Origin of the sequence: Acidisoma sp., assembly GCF_035492295.1 — a bacterium.
Lineage (GTDB): Bacteria > Pseudomonadota > Alphaproteobacteria > Acetobacterales > Acetobacteraceae > Acidisoma.
The window spans coordinates 1-18,020 of record NZ_DATJJK010000251.1 but is presented as its reverse complement, the minus strand read 5'-3'; the positions used below and the strand labels follow the sequence as shown (position 1 = coordinate 18,020).

At 65.6% G+C, this 18,020-nt stretch carries 15 protein-coding genes and 1 tRNA gene; 10 read left to right on the top strand and 6 right to left on the bottom strand.

The features are described from left to right. Positions 1-79 precede the first annotated feature (79 nt). On the bottom strand, positions 80-1,492 hold the full coding sequence (locus VL752_RS18880) for a PLP-dependent aminotransferase family protein (protein ID WP_325357606.1): 1,413 nt from the start codon (positions 1,490-1,492) through the stop codon (positions 80-82). Here VL752_RS18880 and VL752_RS18875 point away from each other — a divergent pair. Next, the gene (locus VL752_RS18875; protein WP_325357604.1) at positions 1,482-1,736 is read left to right on the top strand and encodes a DUF1127 domain-containing protein; all 255 of its coding nucleotides are present in this window, start codon (positions 1,482-1,484) and stop codon (positions 1,734-1,736) included. The genes VL752_RS18880 and VL752_RS18875 overlap by 11 nt on opposite strands. 113 nt (positions 1,737-1,849) lie before the next feature. Beyond that, positions 1,850-3,817 (top strand): AI-2E family transporter, encoded by a 1,968-nt coding sequence (locus VL752_RS18870; RefSeq protein ID WP_325357602.1) that lies wholly within the window; start codon positions 1,850-1,852, stop codon positions 3,815-3,817. Here the strand turns inward: VL752_RS18870 and VL752_RS18865 are convergent. Further along, positions 3,791-4,162 (bottom strand): DUF423 domain-containing protein, encoded by a 372-nt coding sequence (locus VL752_RS18865; protein WP_325357600.1) that lies wholly within the window; start codon positions 4,160-4,162, stop codon positions 3,791-3,793. The genes VL752_RS18870 and VL752_RS18865 overlap by 27 nt on opposite strands. Before the next feature lie 105 nt (positions 4,163-4,267). On the opposite strand from VL752_RS18865, the gene VL752_RS18860 reads away from it, so the two are divergent. Next, positions 4,268-4,344 (top strand) — tRNA-Pro (locus tag VL752_RS18860). A 101-nt stretch (positions 4,345-4,445) separates the two neighbouring features. Beyond that, positions 4,446-6,260: a phosphogluconate dehydratase gene (gene edd / locus VL752_RS18855; RefSeq protein WP_408863179.1), complete on the top strand. Its 1,815-nt coding sequence runs from the start codon at positions 4,446-4,448 to the stop codon at positions 6,258-6,260. 10 nt (positions 6,261-6,270) lie between these two features. Here the strand turns inward: edd and VL752_RS18850 are convergent, their stop codons facing one another. Next, complete coding sequence (locus tag VL752_RS18850) at positions 6,271-6,558, bottom strand: lipoyl domain-containing protein (protein ID WP_325357596.1); 288 nt, start codon at positions 6,556-6,558, stop codon at positions 6,271-6,273. Between the two features lie 161 nt (positions 6,559-6,719). On the opposite strand from VL752_RS18850, the gene VL752_RS18845 reads away from it, so the two are divergent. Together VL752_RS18845 and VL752_RS18840 are read left to right on the top strand one after the other, a co-directional pair. Continuing rightward, positions 6,720-8,171 (top strand): multicopper oxidase family protein, encoded by a 1,452-nt coding sequence (locus tag VL752_RS18845; RefSeq protein ID WP_325357594.1) that lies wholly within the window; start codon positions 6,720-6,722, stop codon positions 8,169-8,171. Between the two features lie 87 nt (positions 8,172-8,258). Beyond that, positions 8,259-9,704 (top strand): purine-cytosine permease family protein, encoded by a 1,446-nt coding sequence (locus VL752_RS18840; protein WP_325357592.1) that lies wholly within the window; start codon positions 8,259-8,261, stop codon positions 9,702-9,704. Here VL752_RS18840 and VL752_RS18835 read toward each other — a convergent pair. Both VL752_RS18835 and VL752_RS18830 read right to left on the bottom strand, forming a co-directional pair. Further along, complete coding sequence (locus VL752_RS18835; protein WP_325357590.1) at positions 9,701-10,273, bottom strand: DNA-3-methyladenine glycosylase I; 573 nt, start codon at positions 10,271-10,273, stop codon at positions 9,701-9,703. The two genes, VL752_RS18840 and VL752_RS18835, sit on opposite strands and share 4 nt — an antisense overlap. Continuing rightward, positions 10,266-11,030 carry an ABC transporter ATP-binding protein gene (locus VL752_RS18830; RefSeq protein WP_413788777.1) on the bottom strand — a complete coding sequence of 255 codons (765 nt, stop codon included), beginning with the start codon at positions 11,028-11,030 and terminating at the stop codon, positions 10,266-10,268. Before VL752_RS18830 ends, VL752_RS18835 begins: the two co-directional genes overlap by 8 nt. 348 nt (positions 11,031-11,378) lie before the next feature. Between VL752_RS18830 and VL752_RS18825 the strand changes: the two genes are divergently transcribed. The 3 genes from VL752_RS18825 (at position 11,379) to VL752_RS18815 (ending at position 13,666) form a co-directional block, all read left to right on the top strand. Continuing rightward, positions 11,379-12,182: an ABC transporter substrate-binding protein gene (locus tag VL752_RS18825; protein ID WP_325357586.1), complete on the top strand. Its 804-nt coding sequence runs from the start codon at positions 11,379-11,381 to the stop codon at positions 12,180-12,182. Between the two features lie 90 nt (positions 12,183-12,272). After that, complete coding sequence (locus tag VL752_RS18820; protein WP_325357585.1) at positions 12,273-12,965, top strand: ABC transporter permease; 693 nt, start codon at positions 12,273-12,275, stop codon at positions 12,963-12,965. Next, positions 12,962-13,666, top strand: coding sequence for an ABC transporter permease (locus VL752_RS18815; protein WP_325357583.1), 705 nt, complete (start codon positions 12,962-12,964; stop codon positions 13,664-13,666). Before VL752_RS18820 ends, VL752_RS18815 begins: the two co-directional genes overlap by 4 nt. Positions 13,667-13,718: 52 nt before the next feature. Here VL752_RS18815 and VL752_RS18810 read toward each other — a convergent pair whose 3' ends face one another. Beyond that, positions 13,719-14,894, bottom strand: a complete 1,176-nt coding sequence (locus VL752_RS18810; RefSeq protein ID WP_325357581.1) for a M20 aminoacylase family protein — start codon at positions 14,892-14,894, stop codon at positions 13,719-13,721. A 322-nt stretch (positions 14,895-15,216) separates the two neighbouring features. Here VL752_RS18810 and VL752_RS18805 point away from each other — a divergent pair. Then, a partial coding sequence (locus tag VL752_RS18805; RefSeq protein WP_325357579.1) for a maltotransferase domain-containing protein occupies positions 15,217-18,020 on the top strand: 2,804 nt, incomplete at its 3' end.

Genomic DNA, 18,020 nt, shown 5'->3' with positions numbered 1-18,020 from the left:
CAATAATGACGCGGTTTTCCGGGCAAAGGCCAGGGGGCAATCTTTGGGCTTTCGTGAAATCCGCGCCCGCGGTCGGCACTCAGCCCGGATCGGCGATGAGTGCCGCGAGCGTGCCGACCGCGGTTTCGATCCAGTCCGGCCTGGCGCCGGCAAAGCTCAACCGCAGATAGGGAGAGGGCGCTTCGGCCGGGAACCAGTGGCGGCCGGCGCCGACCAACACGCTCGCGGCCGCCGCGCGGCGGGCGATGTCGAGGTCGGAGACGCCGGGCGGCAGGCTCATCCACAGATGCAGCCCACCCGCCGGAATCCGACGGAGCGCGCCGGGTCCGAGATGGCGGGTCACGGCGGCGGCGAGAAGATCCCGCCTGTGCCGCAGTTCGGCCCTGAGGGCCCGCAGATGCCTGGGCCAGCCCGGTGCGGTTACCAACTGCAGCGCCGTCTCCTGCATCAGGCCCGGAACGGAGAAATCATCGACCAGGCGCGCCATGCGCAGTCGTTCGAGGGCGGCACCGCGGGCACAGATGGCGCCGATTCTGAGGCCCGGCGCCGCACTTTTTGTGAGCGATCGGATATAGACGACATGGCCATGGGCATCGTCCTGGGCGAGGGGCGGGGGCGGCTCGCCCTCCAGCGCAAAATCCCGCGCCCAGTCGTCCTCGATGAGAAAGGCGCCGGCGCGGCCCAGGATATCCAGCACGCTACGGCGCCGCGCGGGTGACAGCACGGCCCCGGTCGGATTGGAAAAGGTTGGCTGGCAGTAGAAGAGCCGGGCGCCCGTGCGGACGAAGGCCTCCTCCAGCAATTCGGGGCGCACGCCCTCCTCGTCCGTCGGCACGGGGATGAGGCGAAGGCCTGCGGCAAGCGCGGCGGCGATGGCGCCGGTATAGCTCGGGCTTTCGATCAGCACCGGGTCGCCCGCCTGGGCGAGCGCCCGGAAGGCGGCGGCATTGGCGGCCTGGGTGCCGGGGCAGATGGTGACCTCGCCCGGCGTGAAGGCATCGCCGGCCTGGGACGCGAACCAGGCACGCAGCGCCTCCAGCCCCTCGATCGGCACGCGCGCCCAAACGCCCGGCCGGCGCAGCGCTCGGCCGCCGGCAGCAGCCAGCTGGGCGAGCGGCAGACTTTCCTCCGGCAGATAGCCGAGATTGAGCGCCATGACGTCCGGCATCGGCATGCGGAGAAGGGAATTCAGGCCGTCGGCGACCGCGCGGGGGGAACCGAGGGCGAGGCTCTGCCAGCCATAATCCGCATCCGGACGCGCGCTCGCCACCTGTTGCTCGCGCACGAAGGTGCCCTGGCCGGGCCGCGCTTCGATGAGTCCGGCTTCGGCGAGCGTGTCAATCGCGCGCTGCACGGTGACGGGGCTGACGCGGTAGGTGCGCATGATATCCCGCACCGAGGGCAGGCGCGTGCCGGGGGCCGCGCCGATCGCGCAGTCGCGCAGGTATTGAGTAACGCGATGACTGCTGTTATTCATTTCCATGGAAGACATAGATAACGCTACTCTGTCCGCTCCGATAACGCAACCGCGCCGCACCGGCTATGTGCAGGGCCTGCGCGGCCTGCTCCGCGCGATGTGGAAGGCGCACCGTGCCCGCCGCGAACTCGCGGCCATGGATGACCGTTTCTGGGCCGATATGGGCATCGGGCGGGGCGAGGTGCTGATGGAATCCCGTCGGCCCTTCTGGGATCTGCGCAACCCGGCCGACCCCACGCGCCGCCGCCGCGGCGACTGACCGGCGCGCGCCAGCGCGGCCGTGATCAGGCCTGCTCCTTCCGTCGCGATCTTCTCCTCCCATATGGGGACGACCGATGCCGAAACGGCCGGGTGCAGGGGAAGGTTTCGATCATGTCGGAGGCTGCGGAACCAAAGGCACTGCAAGGCGCCGGTGTGCCGGCGAGCGAAACCCCGCGTCCCCAGGGCCTTCTCATTCTTCTCGTCTCCGTGGTCGTCGTCGCAGCCCTCTACCTCGCCAAGACGGTGCTGATTCCGATCACCCTGGCCGTGCTGCTGAGCTTCATGCTCGGCCCTGTCGTCGGCCTCTTCCGGCGACTGCATCTGCCCAAGATCGCGGCCGTGCTGCTGGCCGTCCTCCTCGCCCTTGTCGTCATCCTGCTCATCGCGGCCCTGATCGGCACCCAGATCGCCGATCTGGCCGGAAACTTTGCGCATTACCAAGCCACGATCATGCGCAAGTTCACGGTGATTCGGGGCTTCATCAACGACAAGATGGCACAACTGACCGAGCATTTTGGCCATATAGCATCGTTCGACGGCCATTCGGCGCAGCCCCCGGCAGCACCCGGTCACCCGGGCGGTGGCAGCGCTCCGGTCATTCCGGTGACGGTCGAGCGGGCCTCGCCCTCCGCCATGGCGCTGGTGCAGAGCCTGCTCGCCCCTGTCGTGCAACCGATCGAGACCATCGGCATCGTCATCGTCTTCGCCATTTTCTTCCTGCTGCAGAAAGAGGATCTGCGCGACCGGCTGATCCGTCTCTTCGGATCGAGTGATCTGCACCGTACGACCCTTGCGATCGATGATGCCGGCCGGCGACTCTCCCGCTATTTTCTGGCGCAGACCGGCATCAATGCCGGCTTCGGCACGGTCATCTGTATCGGCCTTGCCTTCCTTGGCCTGCCCAACCCCATTCTCTGGGGCGTGCTCGCCATGCTCCTGCGCTTCGTGCCCTATATCGGATCGCTGATCTCGGCCTTGCTGCCGGTCGCCCTCGCCGCCGCTGTCGATCCGCACTGGGGGCTCGCGATATCGACGCTCGTGCTCTTCATCGTCGCCGAGGGGATCGCAAGCCAGGTGGTGGAGCCCATGACCTACGGCAGCACGACGGGCCTCTCGCCGGTGGCGGTGCTCGTCGTGGCCGTTTTCTGGAGCTGGCTCTGGGGTCCGATCGGTCTCATCCTCTCGACGCCGATGACACTCTGCCTTGTCGTCGTCGGTCGCCACGTCAAGCGGCTTGAATTCTTCGACGTGTTGCTGGGGGACCGGCCGGCGCTGACGCCGGTGGAGACCTTCTACCAGCGCCTCCTCGCCCATGATCCGGACGAAGTGCAGGAGCAGGCCGAGCAGCTGCTGCAGACGCGCTCGCTGAGCGCCTATTACGATGGCGTGGCGCGCCCCGGCCTCGAACTCGCGGCGGACGACATTCTGCGCGGCGCGCTTACCCCCGCCCATGTCGCGCGTCTGCACCAGGATCTGTCGACGCTGATCGAGGAGCTTGATGACGTGGACGATGTCGACCCGCCGCACCGGCTCCGCCTGCGCGAGGCCGAGGTCGCCGGCGTGGAGCGGCCAGGGCGGCAGGACATCAAGGAACCGGCGCCCGATGTCGATGTGCCGGAACCGGTGCCGGGCGTGGGGACGCCTCCGCTCGCCCTCTGCATCGCCGGTCGCGGCCCGCTGGACGAGTTGCCATGCGCCATGCTCGCCCAGCTTCTCGGCAAGCACGGCTTCGCGGTGCGCACGGTGAGCCATGACGCCGCCTCGCGCGGCCGGATCGCTTCGCTTAATACGGAGAATGTCGCGCTCGTCTGCGTCCTCTCCCTCGCGGTCATCGGCGAGCCACCTCATCTGCGTTATCTCGTCCGCCGGCTCCGCCAGCGTCTGCCGGACACGCCGATCCTGCTCGGGCTGCGGGAGGGGCTGGAAGGGGAATCGCAGACCGAACAGGCGCGGCTGCTGGGTGCCGATGCCTGCGCGGCATCGCTCCGCGAGATGGTGATCGCCGCCGTCGAGCAGGTGAGGGTGCCGGAGATCGTGCCCGCCGCTCTGCCCTCAGCCGCGGCGGCGGAAGGCGTTTGAGCCGAGGGCGATCCAGCCGAGCATGGTGAGGAAGCCGCCGGTCGGCGCCATGCCGGGCAGATCCGAGCCGGTCAGCGCCAGCGCATAGACGGCGCCACAGAACAGCAAAGTGCCGGCGGCGAAGCCGATGCCTGCGAGGGTCACCGTCCAGCCGGGCCGCATGCGCGCCAGAATGCCGCAGCTAATGAGCGCCAGGGCGTGCCACATCTGCATCTGGATGCCCGTGTGGATGAAGGCGAGATCGGCCGCGGAAACGCGGCTCGGCAGCGCGTGGGCGGCGAGCGCCGCCATCATGACGCCGGCGAGACCGTAGAGGCCACCCAGGCCGAGCCATACCCTATCCATGCCTCTTACCCCTCGTTGATGCATCGCATTTGCGCGACCGGGTGGCTTGCCCCGCTGCGCGGAGCCGGCTATATGCCGGCCCTCGATTGATATCGATCCAGGTTTCGGGACGTAGCACAGCCTGGTAGTGCGCCTGCTTCGGGAGCAGGAGGCCGGAGGTTCGAATCCTCTCGTCCCGACCACCCTCTTCCATTCCCCAATTCCGTCGGAAAAGCTGACGACGACCGCCGAAGCTGTCTAAAACCAGTGGGGACAGAGAATCAGGAGAGGGCCCATGACAGGCATCGACGCCCGCATTGCAGCGGTCACCGAGCGCGTGCGTGTCCGCAGCGCCGAGACTCGCGCCGCCTATCTGGCCCGCACGAAGGCGGCGGCCGAAGCCCATCCTGCTCGTTCCGGCCTGTCCTGCGCCAATCTCGCCCATGCCTATGCGCCGATGGCCGCTGGGGACAAACACCGCCTCGCAACCGGCGTGGCGCCCAATATCGGCATCATCACCTCCTATAACGACATGCTCTCGGCCCATCAGCCCTATGAGCATTTCCCCGAGATCATCCGTCGCGCCGCCCGGCTCGCCGGTGGGCTTGCCCAGGTCGCGGGCGCGGTCCCCGCCATGTGCGACGGTGTCACCCAGGGCAATCCGGGCATGGAAATGTCGCTCTTCTCGCGCGACGTCATCGCCATGAGCACGGCCATCGGCCTCTCGCACAATGTCTATGATGCGGCACTGATGCTCGGCGTTTGCGACAAGATCGTACCCGGCCTCGTCATCGGCGCGCTGCAATTCGGCCACCTGCCGACCGTCTTCGTGCCGGCGGGTCCGATGACCTCGGGCCTCTCGAATACCGACAAGGCGCGCGTGCGCCAGCAATTCGCGCTGGGCGAGGTTGGGCGCGAGGCGCTGCTCGAATCGGAAATGAAGGCCTATCATGGCCCGGGCACCTGCACCTTCTACGGCACCGCCAATTCCAACCAGATGCTGATGGAGGTGATGGGCCTGCACCTTCCGGGGGCCGCCTTCGTTCATCCCGGCACGCCCCTGCGCGATGCGTTGACGGGGGCGGCCGCCAAGCGGGTGCTCGAAATCACCGCCCGCGGCAACCAATACACGCCGATCGCCGAGGTGGTGGACGAGAAGTCCATCATCAACGGCGTCGTCGCGCTGATGGCCACCGGCGGCTCCACCAACCACACCATCCATCTCGTCGCCATGGCGCGCGCCGCCGGCATCCAGATCACCTGGGACGATTTCGACGCGATTTCGGCGGCAACCCCGCTGCTCGCCCGCGTCTATCCGAACGGCCGCGCCGATGTGAATCATTTCCACGCCGCCGGCGGCATGGGCTTCCTGATCGGCGAGTTGCTCGATGCCGGGCTGCTGCATGAGGAGGTGGTGACGGTCGCGGGGAAGGGGCTTTCCGCCTATCGCCAGGAGCCGGCACTGGACGCGACGGGGCACCTGATCTGGCAGACGGGCGTCTGCGAGAGCGGCGACCACGCCGTGCTGACGACGGTCGAAAAGGCCTTTTCGCCCGACGGTGGGCTGCGGCTCGTGCAGGGCAATCTCGGCCGCGGCGTCATCAAGATTTCGGCCGTCGCCAAGGAGCATCGGCTCGTCCGCGCGCCGGCCGTCGTTTTCGATACGCAGGAAGCACTGGCTGCAGCCCATAAGCGGGGCGAGTTGCAGCGGGACTTCGTCGCCGTCGTGCGCAACCAGGGGCCCCGGGCTAATGGCATGCCCGAGCTGCACGAGCTTACCCCTGTCCTGGGTGCCTTGCAGGACCAGGGCTTCCATGTGGCGCTGGTGACGGACGGCCGCATGTCCGGCGCTTCCGGCAAGGTGCCGATGGTGATCCATCTCTCGCCTGAGGTCTGTATGGGCGGGCCGATCGGCCGCGTGCGTGACGGCGACATGATTAGGCTTGATGCCGAGGCCGGGACGGTGCTGGCCGAGGTGCCGGAGGCCGAGTGGCAGGCGCGGGAGACCCCTCCCGATCACCATGACCCTCTGGCCGATACCCTCGGCCGTGATCTCTTCGCGGGTCTGCGTGCCCGCGCGCTGACGGCGGAAGAGGGGGCCTGGAGTTTTGCGGCCTGACCTTTAAGCGTCAGCCAGCCTTGTCCTCTTCCTTCTCGCCTTCTGCATCTTCGCCATCCTCATCATCCTCGATGATGCAGAGGATCGCGCCGACGCTCGCGACCTCATCCTCGTCCACCAGGATGGTCTTGAGGAATCCGCTGGCCGGGCTTTCCAGATCCATATCGATCTTGGGCGTGCTGATGACGGCGATGACATCGCCCGCTTCCACCGGATCGCCTTCCGAGACGGTCCAGGCGCGGACCGTTGCCTCCGTTATCTTCTCGCCCAGCACCGGCATCACCAGTTCGACGTCCATGACCCATTCCTTCCTCGCCTTGAGCAAAGCCCGTCGCCGGCTGGCATGATGCTATGCCATCCCTGCACCGCGGAGGCCATCCTCTTGACCTTACCAATGTAGGAAAGTTTACAAGGCCACCCCGAAGCAGGCCTCCTATTGCCTGCGGAAAGGAGCGACAGATGACCGGAAGCCTGTCCAGACGCCAGCTCGTTGCTGGTATGGCCGCCGTTGGTCTTGCCGCAGGAATGGCACCGGCCGCGCGAGCGGCGACTCCTCCCCGCAAGCTCGTCGCCACCACGGGAACGCTCGAAGTCAATGGGCGCGCGGCCCGAGTTCTCCGTCTCGCGGACGAGGACGGGCGGCTTGGTCTGACGCTCACGCCCGGAGAGGCCTTCCACGTCGAGCTCGAAAACCGGCTGGCGGAAAAGACCATCATCCATTGGCATGGCCAATTGCCACCCTGGCAGCAGGACGGCTTTCCCTGGCCGGAAACCCCGCCGCTGGCACCGGGCGCCCGCGCTTCGTACAACTATGCACCGATTCCCGGCACGTTCTGGATGCATTCCCATCAGGGCATGCAGGAACAGCGGCTGCTGACGGCGCCACTCATTGTCCGCTCCACGGAGGAGATGCAGGAGGACCGGCAGGAGGTCGTGCTCATGCTGCATGATTTCAGCTTCCGCCCGCCCGAGGAGATTCTTGCGGGTCTCATCGGTTCGCAGGCTGCGGACGCGCCGGCGGGGAACGCGATGAGCATGAACATGAACATGAACATGGCCAAGCCCGCCGTTCAGTCTTCCGGCAGCCCGTCTATGGATCTGAACGACGTCGATTACGACGCCTTCCTCGCCAATGAGCGGACGCTTGCCGATCCTGCCGTAATCCCCGTGGAACGCGGCGGGCGAATCCGTCTGCGTGTGATCAACGGGGCTTCGTCCAGCGCCTTCTGGCTCGATCTGGGTCGCCTGTCGGGAAAGGTCGTGGCGGTGGACGGGCACGGCGTGGCGCCGATTGAGGGTTCACGCTTCCCACTCTCGATCGCGCAACGGCTCGATATTCTGGTCGATCTTCCGGCCAGTGGCGGTGCTTTCCCGGTCTTCGCATTGCTTGAAGGCAGCGTCCGGCGTACGGGCGTCGTGCTCCGGAGTCCGGACGCGTCGGTCGCTCGTCTTGACCCGCATGCGCCAGCCATGACGCCCGCGGTTGACAATTCGCTCGAGCGGCAGCTGCGCGCTCTCCATCCTCTCCCCGACCGGCAGGCCGATCAGCGGGCGCGTTTTCTTCTCGACGGTGGCATGCATCCCTATCACTGGACACTGAACGGTGAGACTTGGCCGCAGGTGCAGCCGCTGATGGTGCGACCGCAATCTCGCGTGGAGATCGATCTCGTTAACCGGTCAATGATGGCGCATCCCATGCATCTGCACGGCCATGCCTTTCAGGTTGTGGCGATCGGGGGGAAGCGGGTTGCGGGTGCGATCCGCGACACCGTTCTGGTGGAGCCGGACAGCAGCTTGCGCATCGCGTTCGACGCCGGCAATCCCGGCCGCTGGGCCTTCCACTGTCACAACCTCTATCACATGATGACGGGCATGATGACGGAGGTTCGCTACGACGGAATTTCCGTCTGAACCCGCTTCAGGCGTCGCCGTGACGCTCGTCCGTCACGCAGGCAGCACCGGCCAGTTTGGTGCGATCATCTACGGACGGAGTAATTTATGGCGGACGGAGCGAGTGTGGCCCGGATGGAGGACGTGCCTGGCCGGATCGAGCGGCGGGGCATCGCGTTCATTCCTGAAGAGGCACGGCATTCCAGGCCCCGCGAGATGGCCTTCGTCTTCTTCGGAACCCAGATGACCTATGGCTCGATCGCGATCGGGGCGCTGCCGGTCGCCTTCGGCCTCGGCTGGCTGGGGGCGGCCACCGCGATCCTCGCGGGTACGCTGATCGGCTCTCTGTTCGTGGCGCTCATGGCGCTGATGGGGCCTCTCGCCGGCACCAACGGAACGGTGACGAGCAGCGCCTTCTTCGGTACCCGCGGCCGCTATGTCGGCTCTTTCATCACCCAGATCATCGATCTCGGCTATTTCGCCATGATCCTCTGGGTCAGCGCGCCACCGCTGGTGCAGGCGGCGCACAGGCTGCTCGGCCTGCCCGCGGGCAGCGGAGCGCTGATGGTCGCCCTGCTTCTCGTTGCCGTTCTTGTCCTCACCTTCGGCATTTTCGGCCACGCGACGCTCGTCGCCTGGGAGAAATTCGTCTCCTATGCGAGCCTGATCTGCCTTCTGGTCCTGGTCGGCTTTTGCCTGCCGCATCTCGCGGCCGCCCCCAACCCGAAGACCAATCCGCTCGTCCTCGGCAGCCTCTGGCCGAGTTGGATGCTCGCGGTTACCATCACCATGTCCAACGCCATCTCCTACGCGCCCTTTGCAGGCGACTATGCGCGCTACATCCCGAGCAGGACGCAGGGCCGCGCTGTTTTCGCCTGGCCCTTCGCCGGCATGGTGGCGGGCTGCCTCATCGCCTGTCTTTGCGGCGAGGCGATCGGTCTCGCGGTCGCCGATCCCTTCGATCCCAACACCCAGATGCTCGCTTACCTGCCCGGCCTGCTGCTGCTGCCCGTCGTCCTCATCGGCATGATCGGCAATGCCGCCAATGGCGGCATGGTGGTCTATAACGGCATGCTCGACCTGCAGGCGATCCTGTGGTGGATGTCCCGCCCCAGGGTGGGCCTCATCTTCAGTGCGATCGGCCTCGTCATCGCCTATCTCGGCCTCATCGTCTTCAAGGCCTCGAATTCCATCCTCGCCCTCTGCGCCATCGTGACAGTGCTGGTCACGCCTTGGACGGTGATCAACGTCATCGGCTATTTGCGCCATGGCCGGCGCTTCGACACGGCCGCGCTGCAGGCCTTTGCGCGGCCCGGCGAACGCGGCCGCTACTGGTACACAGGCGGCTTCAACCGTCCGGCCATCTTTGCCTGGGGGGCGAGCGTCGTGGTCGGTCTCATGTTCTCGGATACCGCGCTCTTCGTGGGGCCACTGGCGCGGCGCGCCCATGGCGTGGACCTGTCCTTCCTCAGCGCGGCTATTGTCGCGGCGATCCTCTACGGTCTGCTCGACCGTTTATCCGTGGGAAGCCGTGTGATGGGACAGGGGCTTTAGCGCCGCTTGCGGCAGAAGCAGGTGCGGGCGTGGTCGTCCACCAGCCCCACCGCCTGCATCCAGGCGTAGACGATGACCGGACCGACGAATTTGAAGCCGCGCGCCTTGAGCGCCTTCGAGATTTCGAGAGACAGCGGCGTTTCCGCCGGCAGCGTGACGCCGTTGCCGCGGATCGGTTTTCCGCCGGTAAAACCCCAAGCGAAATCCGAGAAGCTGAGGCCTTCGGCCTGCATCGCCAGATAGGCCCGCGCGCCGCCGATCGTCGCCTCGATCTTGGCGCGGGCGCGGATGATGCCGGGGTCCACCATCAGGCGCTCGACATCGGCCGGGCCGAAACTCGCAACCGTCTCCGGCACGAAGCCCTGGAAGGCGGCGCGGAACCCTTCGCGCCGCAGCAGGATGGTGCGCCAGGAAAGGCCGGCCTGGAATCCCTCCAGCATCAGCATTTCCCACAGCATCCGGCTGTCCCGCACCGGTAAGCCCCATTCGGTGTCGTGGTAGAGCGTCATCACCGGGTCGCTCTCCGCCCAGGCGCAGCGCGTCTTGGCAGGGGCAGCGCGCTCAGCCATGCATGCGGGACAGGAACTGCCGGCAGCGGTCGGATTTCGGGTTGAGAAAAACCTCGTCCGGCGTGCCTTCTTCCTCAACGAGCCCCTGGTGCAGGAAGACCACGCGGCTCGCGACCTGACGGGCGAAGGCCATCTCATGGGTCACGACCAGCATGGTGCGACCCTCGGCCGCGAGGTTGCGCATGACGGCCAGCACCTCGCCCACGAGTTCGGGGTCGAGCGCCGACGTCGGCTCGTCGAACAGCAACACGGCAGGCTCCATGCAGAGCGCCCGAGCGATGCCGACACGCTGCTGCTGGCCGCCCGAAAGCTGTACCGGATAGGCATCGCGCTTGGCCGTGAGGCCGACCTTGGCGAGCATCGCCTCGGCCCGGTCGATCGCTTCGCGCCGGGTGAGGCCGAGCACGTGCATGGGCGCCTCGATCAGGTTTTGGATGACCGTCATATGGCTCCAGAGATTGAACTGCTGGAAGACCATGCCGAGTTCGCGACGGATGCGCTCGACCTGACGCGGATTGCTCGGCTCCTGGGTGCCGTCTCGCCGACGGCGCATGGCGATCAACTCGCCGCGGACCAGAACCTCCCCGGCATCCGGCATCTCGAGCAGGTTGATGCAGCGCAGGAACGTGCTTTTACCCGAACCGCTGCTGCCGAGAATGGCGATGACGTCATGCTCATGGGCGGTGAGCGAGATACCCTTCAGCACCTCATGGGGGCCGAAGCTCTTTCGCATGTCCTGGACGCGCAAAGCCTCTATGCCCGTGCCAATTCGGGCAGTTGCGTTCTCGTCCTGAACAAGAGCCATCGGGCGGTGCATCTCTCGCAAAAAACGATTGATCCCCGCTAGCGCCTGAGCCTGTCAAGGGAAAGGGAGAATTTGCGGAAAAAGACGGTTCGAGGGGCGCTGGACGCAGAAGGCCGCTTGCCGCGAGATGAATTTGGTTGCAGAGGGGCGCGGCGACAGCGTCGGCATGCCCTACCGCGTTGTCTATGGCGTGCCGCTTGCATGGCAAAACGCGATCCATCGATTGCCTGCATGACGACAGCATCACACGGCTCGGGCGGAGGGCGCCCGGATCGCACGGACGTTTAAGGAGATGCGTTTATGAAGAAGCTTTTCGCTGCCGGCGCGCTGGCGGCCATGGTTCTCGGGCTCGGCTTCAGCGCCCCTGCCCATGCCAAGAATTTCACCGAAATCAAATTCGGCGTGGATGCGACCTATCCGCCCTTCGAGAGCCTCTCGCCTTCCGGCAAGATGGAAGGGTTCGATATCGACCTCGGCAATGCCATCTGCGAGCATCTGAAGGTCAAGTGCGTCTTCGTGTCGCAGACCTTCAGCGGCATCATCCCGGCGTTGCAGGCCCGCAAGTTCGACGCCATCCTCTCATCGATGTCGAAGACGCCCGAGCGCGAGAAGGCCATCGCTTTCTCCACAGAGATGTATAACGAGCCGACCAGCCTGATCGCCAAGAAGGGTTCGGGGATCACAGCGTCGGCCGACGGCTTGAAGGGTAAGACGGTCGGCGTCGAGGCCGGCACCATCCAGGAAGCCTACGCCAACACCTATTGGAAGCCCAATGGCGTGAAAGTCGTTTCCTATCCTGGCCAGGATCAGGTCTATGCCGACCTTCTCGCCGGTCGTCTGGACGCGTCGCTGCAGGATTCGGTTGAAGCCGATTACGGCTTTCTGAGGACCCCGAAGGGCGCCGATTACGCGCTCGTCGCCAATGTCACCGACGATCCGAAGGACGTGCTCGGCTCCTACGTCGCCATCGGCGTGCGTAAGAACGAAAAGGCGCTGCTCGCCAAGATCGACGAGGCAATCGCCGCGCTACACAAGGACGGCACGTACGACAAGCTGCAGTCGAAGTATTTCAACTTCAGCATCTACCAGGCGAGCGCGAACTAAAACTGTGTCGGCGGGCCGCAGGCGACCAAGCCTGCGGCCCTTCCATCATCGGTTGACATAACCGCAGGCCGCCGTCGGAAGGGGAGTTGAATGTTCAATCTGGCAGGTTACGGGCCGACCATCCTGGCTGGCACGTTGACCACCATAGAGCTTTCGGTCCTGACCCTCGCGGTTTCCTTTTTGATCGGTCTCATCGGCGCATCCGCCAAGCTGTCGCGCAGCCGCATCGCGGTCGGCGTGGCCACTGTCTACACTACCATCATCCGCGGCGTGCCCGATCTCGTACTCATGCTGCTGCTCTTCTACAGTCTGCAGATTTGGCTGAACGATCTGACGGATGCGCTGGGGCTCGACCAAATCAATCTCGACCCCTTCACGAGCGGTGTCATCACCTTGGGCTTCATCTATGGCGCCTATTTCACCGAAACCTTCCGCGGCGCGCTGATGGCGGTGCCGCGCGGGCAGATGGAAGCCGCGCGCTCCTTCGGCATGCGCCGCTTCTACGCCTTCCGCCGCATCCTCTTTCCGCAGATGATGCGTTATGCGTTGCCGGGCCTGGCCAACAACTGGCAGGTCATCCTGAAGGCAACCGCGCTCGTCTCCATTATCGGTCTCTCCGACATCATCAAGGCGACGCAGGACGCCGGCAAGGCAACCTTCCGTGCCTTCTTCTTTTCGGTTCTCGCGGCGGTCGTCTATCTCGTGCTGACGACGGCGACGAACGGCATCTTGCTCATGCTGGAACGGCGCTACGCGATCGGGGTGCGGAAGCCCGCGCTATGATCGACATTATCCATCAATACTGGCGAGCCTTCCTCTATACGGACGGCTACACGATGACCGGCGTCGCCATGACGCTATGGCTCCTCGTGATCTCCTGCCTCATCGGCTTCTGCCTTGCGGTGCCGCTCGCCATCGCGCGCAATGCGCGCAATCCCTTCCTCCGTGGTCCAGTCTGGGTCTATGTCTTCGTCTTCACCGGCACGCCGCTCTATGTGCAGCTGCTGATCATCTATACCGGCGTCTACAGCCTCAGCATCGTGCAGCACACAAGCTTCCTGAACGCCTTCTTCCGCCAGGGGATAGACTGCACGCTGCTCGCCTTCGGTCTCAACACCGGCGCCTATACGACGCAGATCTTCGCGGGTGCCATGCGCGACACGGCCTTCGGCGAAATCGAGGCGGCGCGCGCTATCGGCATGTCAGGCTTCACGCTCTACCGGCGGATCATCATTCCGAGCGCCTTGCGCCGGGCTCTGCCCATGTACAGCAACGAGGTCATCCTCATGCTGCATTCGACGACACTCGCCTTCACCGCGACGGTGCCCGACATCCTCAAGATCGCGAATGATGCGAACTCCGCGACCTACGAACCCTTCTGGTCCTTCGGCATCGCGGCTGTCCTCTACCTCTGCATCTCCTTTTCGCTGATTTTTATGTTTCGCCGGGCTGAGCAGCGGTTTCTCGCGTTTCTGAGGCCCTGATAAGGTGGAGGCTGCACCGGCCCGGCGAAGGCCGGTGCAGGATTGCTCGCCTTCAGGCCTTCAGCAGTTGCTCGGCGAGCGTCGCCCAGTAGGAGGCACCGACCGGCAGCGTCTCGTCATTGAAATCATAAAGCGGGTGATGCAGGCCCGGGTCGTTCGGCGCGCTGCCGGTGCCGAGCATGATGTAGCTGCCTTGCTTGACGTTCAGCATATAGGAGAAATCCTCGGCGCCCATCGTCGGTCGCTCCATGGGGATGACCTTCGCCTCGCCTGCGATCGTCTTCGCGGCCCGCACCGTATGCATTGTCGCTTCCTCGTCATTGACGGTGGCGGGATAATTGCGGCGGAAGAGGACCTCGGCCTCGGCTCCGAAGCCAGCGGCGATGCCGGTCGCGATCCGCTTCACCCCGGCCTCCAGCACATCGCCCACGGCAGGATTGAACCAGCGGGCCGTGCCGCGCATCACTGCGCGTTCCGGAATCACATTATCCGCGTGGCCGGCCGAAATCGTGCCGATGGTGACGACGCCGGCTTCCGTCGGCTCCATGTTGCGCGCCACGATGGATTGCAGCCCGGTCACGATATGGGCCGCCACCAGAATAGGGTCGATCCCCTCATTCGGCTTGGCGCCATGGGCGCCGTGGCCCGTGACGGTGATGGCGATCTCGCCCGTCGCCGCCATGATCGGCCCGTTGCGCCACATGAACGTCCCGGCCGGGACCCCTGGCCAATTGTGCAGGCCGAAGACCTGGCTCATGGGAAAGCGCTCGAACAATCCCTCCTCGACCATCACGCGGCCGCCGCCCTCACCCTCTTCCGCAGGCTGGAAGATGACATAGACGGTGCCGTCGAAATTCCGCGTCTCGGCCAGATAGCGGGCGGCGCCCAGCAGCATCGTCGTATGACCGTCATGGCCGCAGGCATGCATGATGCCGGGGTTGAGCGAGGCATAGGGCGCGCCGGTCTCTTCCAGGATCGGCAACGCGTCCATGTCGGCGCGCAGCCCGATGGCCCGCCCGTTTTGGGCGTTGCGCCCGCGGATGACGCCGACCACGCCGGTTTTCGCGATGCCGGTCACAACCTCGTCCACACCGAATTCCCGCAGCTTTTCAGCCACCTTCGCACTCGTGCGAGGCAGTTCGAATCCCAACTCGGGATGGGCGTGCAGGTCCCGCCGCCAGGTGGTCATATCGGCGTGGAAGTCTGCGATGCGGTTGATGATGGGCATGGGCGGGCTCTCCGATCCTGACGCCGCATGGTGCAGCGCCCACGCCGGTCAGGACAACCCCTGATAAAAATTCCGCACGGCGAGGGGTTGCAACTATCGGCCTTTGGGCGAAACGATCGCCCTGGCAATTCTGGATTACGGTCCCACCTCTCGCTGGAGGCGATGTGAACGGACCCCGGCCTGACGTGGCCGGATACCGCTCCAATATCCAGCACCAGCAAGCCTAAGGGCCCGGATCCGCCGACGGCCTAGCCACAGACGGAGAGTGCTGCTGATGACAGTCCAAGCAGATGTCGCCGCATTGGAATCCCGAGAGGTCAGCATGAAGAGAGGGCAGGAGCCGCCCCGCCCGCGTATCTACATGGTCAACCCGCTGCTAGCCGGGCCGATCGGGCAATGGGGCGTCCTTTTCGATCGGATCGCGGGGCTCGGCTTCACCCATGTGCTGACCGCACCGCTCTTCGCGGGTCCCTCGCTGAGCCTGCCGGCCGATTTCGGCCATCTGCAGGAGGCACTCGGCTGGCACCGCACGGCGGATGAGGCGCTGGAGCATCTGGCGGAGGCGGCGCATAGCCGCGGCCTCGGGTTTCTGCTCGACCTCTCCCCCGGCGCGGTTGCCGCAAACGGTGCCATCCTGCAGCAGGCCCCGGCACTCTTCCGGCCCAATCCTGCGGGTCAATCCCTCGATCCGCGTGGCTACGGGGCCGAAGCCGATGCCGCGGCGGCGAATTGGACGCAAGCGGCAGGTGCCCTCGGCCAGTTCTGGGCGGAGTGGCTTGGCCGTTGGCAAGCACTCGGCGTCGACGGCTTCCGCATCGACCTTCTGGGCGTGGCGGACGAAACGCGACCCGCCTTCCTGCGGGATATGCGCGCGGCGACGGATGGTCTGCTGCTCGGCTGGACGCCAGGCCTCTCGCGTCAGGCGCTGACTGCCCTTGCCGGCACTGGTCTCGACTTCGTCTTCTCTTCCCTGCCCTGGTGGGATTTCCGCGCCGATTGGCTGTGGGAAGAATTGGCGGTGCTTGGCGGTATTGCGCCTGTCATCGCCCCCGTCGAGGCGCCTTTCGGTGCCCGTCTGGCAACCTCCGTCGGCGATCTCACACTCCTGCCCGCCGCGCAACGGCGTGTGCTGGGTTTTGCCGCCGCGGTGGGCGACGGGCTTCTCATGCCCATGGGGTTCGAGACCGGGGAGACCCGGCCCTGGGATCCCCGGCGCGGCGCGGTGCATGACCTGCCGATCGTGGAGCCCGGCGTCGCCGCGGCCATTGCGGGGGCCAACCGCGCCACCGGGCAGGGGTCCGTTCGGCTGCTCTCAGGGCCGGACGCGCCGGCGCTCGCCTTCCTCCGCGCTGCCGCCGATCTTCGCCAGGCGGAGGAGGCCGATCTCTTTCTCCTCAATCCCTCGCTGCGACGGCGGGTGAGCGTGCCGCTCGGTCCGCTGCTCGCCGCGTCCGGCGGGCGCTTCCAGGCCGAGGAGGCGAGCGCCCTCAAGCCGCTGCCTTTGGAACCCGGTGCTCTGCGCCGGATCGTGCTGACGGCGGCGGCACCAGCGGTCACGGCGCGCCCCGCGCTGGACGCGACGGCCAAGGTTGCGGCCGAAATGTCCCGACGGGTTGCGATCGAGGCGGTTACGCCTGCCGTCGATGGCGGAGCCTTTCCGGTCAAGCGCTTGGCGGGCGAAATCTTGGCCGTGGAAGCCGATATTCTCTGTGACGGCCATGACCAGCTCGGCGCTGTCCTGCTGTGGCGTCGGCGCGGGGAGACGGCATGGGCGGAAACGCCGATGCACCTTCTCCTGAACGATCGCTGGCAGGGGGAATTCCCGCTGCCCGGTATCGGCCTGTACGAGTTCGCGGTCGAAGCCTGGCGGGACGCTTTCGCGACCTACCGGGACGAGCTGACCAAGAAGCATCAGGCGGGGCTGGATGTCCGCGTCGAACTGATGGAGGGCAGGGCGCTTGTTGCCGCGGCTGGTCCGGATCTGGCGGAGATCGCCGCCCGCCTGGGCAGGCTCGACGCCGAAGGCCAGGTTGCCCTGCTGCTCTCCAATGACGTCGCGGGGCGCATGGCGGCGGCCGATACGCGGCCCTTTGCCGTGCGTTCCGGCGTCTTCCCCGTCGACGCAGACCGGCTGGAGAGCCGTTTCGCCAGCTGGTACGAAATCTTTCCCCGCTCGATGAGCGACGATCCGAATCGCCACGGCACCTTGCGGGACGTCGAGCGGCATCTGCCACGCATCCGCGACATGGGCTTCAACGTGCTTTATTTCCCGCCGATCCACCCGATCGGCCAGACCAACCGCAAGGGTCCCAACAATACGCTGACGCCCGCGCCCGAGGATCCCGGCAGCCCCTATGCCATCGGCAGCGCCGAGGGCGGGCATGACACGCTCCATCCCGAACTCGGCACGCTCGCCGATTTCCAGCATCTCGTGGCTGCTGCCGCCGAGCACGGGCTGGAAATCGCGCTGGATTTCGCAATCCAATGCTCGCCCGATCATCCCTGGCTGAAGCAGCATCCCGGCTGGTTCGACTGGCGGCCCGATGGATCGATCAAATACGCCGAAAATCCGCCGAAGAAGTACCAGGACATCGTCAATGTCGATTTCTATGCGAAGGATGCCGTGCCCGATCTCTGGGTCGCACTCGCGCGCGTCGTGCTCTTCTGGTGCGACCAGGGCGTGCGCATCTTCCGCGTCGACAATCCGCACACCAAGCCGTTCCCGTTCTGGGAATGGCTTATCAAGGACATCCAGCTTCAAAACCCGAACGTCATTTTCCTCGCCGAAGCGTTCACCCGTCCGAAATTGATGAAGGGCCTCGCCAAGCTCGGCTTCTCGCAATCCTACACCTACTTCACCTGGCGTACGTCGAAATGGGAGATGCAGGAATATTTGCGCGAACTCACCGGCTATCCCGAGCGCGAATATTATCGGCCGAACTTTTTCGTCAACACGCCGGACATCCTGCCCTATCATCTGCAGGGCGGCGAGCCGTGGATGTTCAAGTCGCGCGCAGCACTCGCCGCGATGCTCTCAGCATCTTACGGCATCTATAACGGCTTCGAATTGCTCGAACACGAACCCATTCCGGGCAAGGAAGAATATCTCAACTCGGAAAAATACGA

Coding starts and splice junctions, on each gene's coding strand:
- VL752_RS18875 (WP_325357604.1), top strand. CDS start 1,482: ATGGAAGACATAGATAACGCTACTCTGTCCGCTCCGATAACGCAACCG.
- VL752_RS18880 (WP_325357606.1), bottom strand. CDS start 1,492: ATGTCTTCCATGGAAATGAATAACAGCAGTCATCGCGTTACTCAATAC.
- VL752_RS18870 (WP_325357602.1), top strand. CDS start 1,850: ATGTCGGAGGCTGCGGAACCAAAGGCACTGCAAGGCGCCGGTGTGCCG.
- VL752_RS18865 (WP_325357600.1), bottom strand. CDS start 4,162: ATGGATAGGGTATGGCTCGGCCTGGGTGGCCTCTACGGTCTCGCCGGC.
- VL752_RS18850 (WP_325357596.1), bottom strand. CDS start 6,558: ATGGACGTCGAACTGGTGATGCCGGTGCTGGGCGAGAAGATAACGGAG.
- VL752_RS18845 (WP_325357594.1), top strand. CDS start 6,720: ATGACCGGAAGCCTGTCCAGACGCCAGCTCGTTGCTGGTATGGCCGCC.
- VL752_RS18840 (WP_325357592.1), top strand. CDS start 8,259: ATGGCGGACGGAGCGAGTGTGGCCCGGATGGAGGACGTGCCTGGCCGG.
- VL752_RS18835 (WP_325357590.1), bottom strand. CDS start 10,273: ATGGCTGAGCGCGCTGCCCCTGCCAAGACGCGCTGCGCCTGGGCGGAG.
- VL752_RS18825 (WP_325357586.1), top strand. CDS start 11,379: ATGAAGAAGCTTTTCGCTGCCGGCGCGCTGGCGGCCATGGTTCTCGGG.
- VL752_RS18820 (WP_325357585.1), top strand. CDS start 12,273: ATGTTCAATCTGGCAGGTTACGGGCCGACCATCCTGGCTGGCACGTTG.
- VL752_RS18815 (WP_325357583.1), top strand. CDS start 12,962: ATGATCGACATTATCCATCAATACTGGCGAGCCTTCCTCTATACGGAC.
- VL752_RS18810 (WP_325357581.1), bottom strand. CDS start 14,894: ATGCCCATCATCAACCGCATCGCAGACTTCCACGCCGATATGACCACC.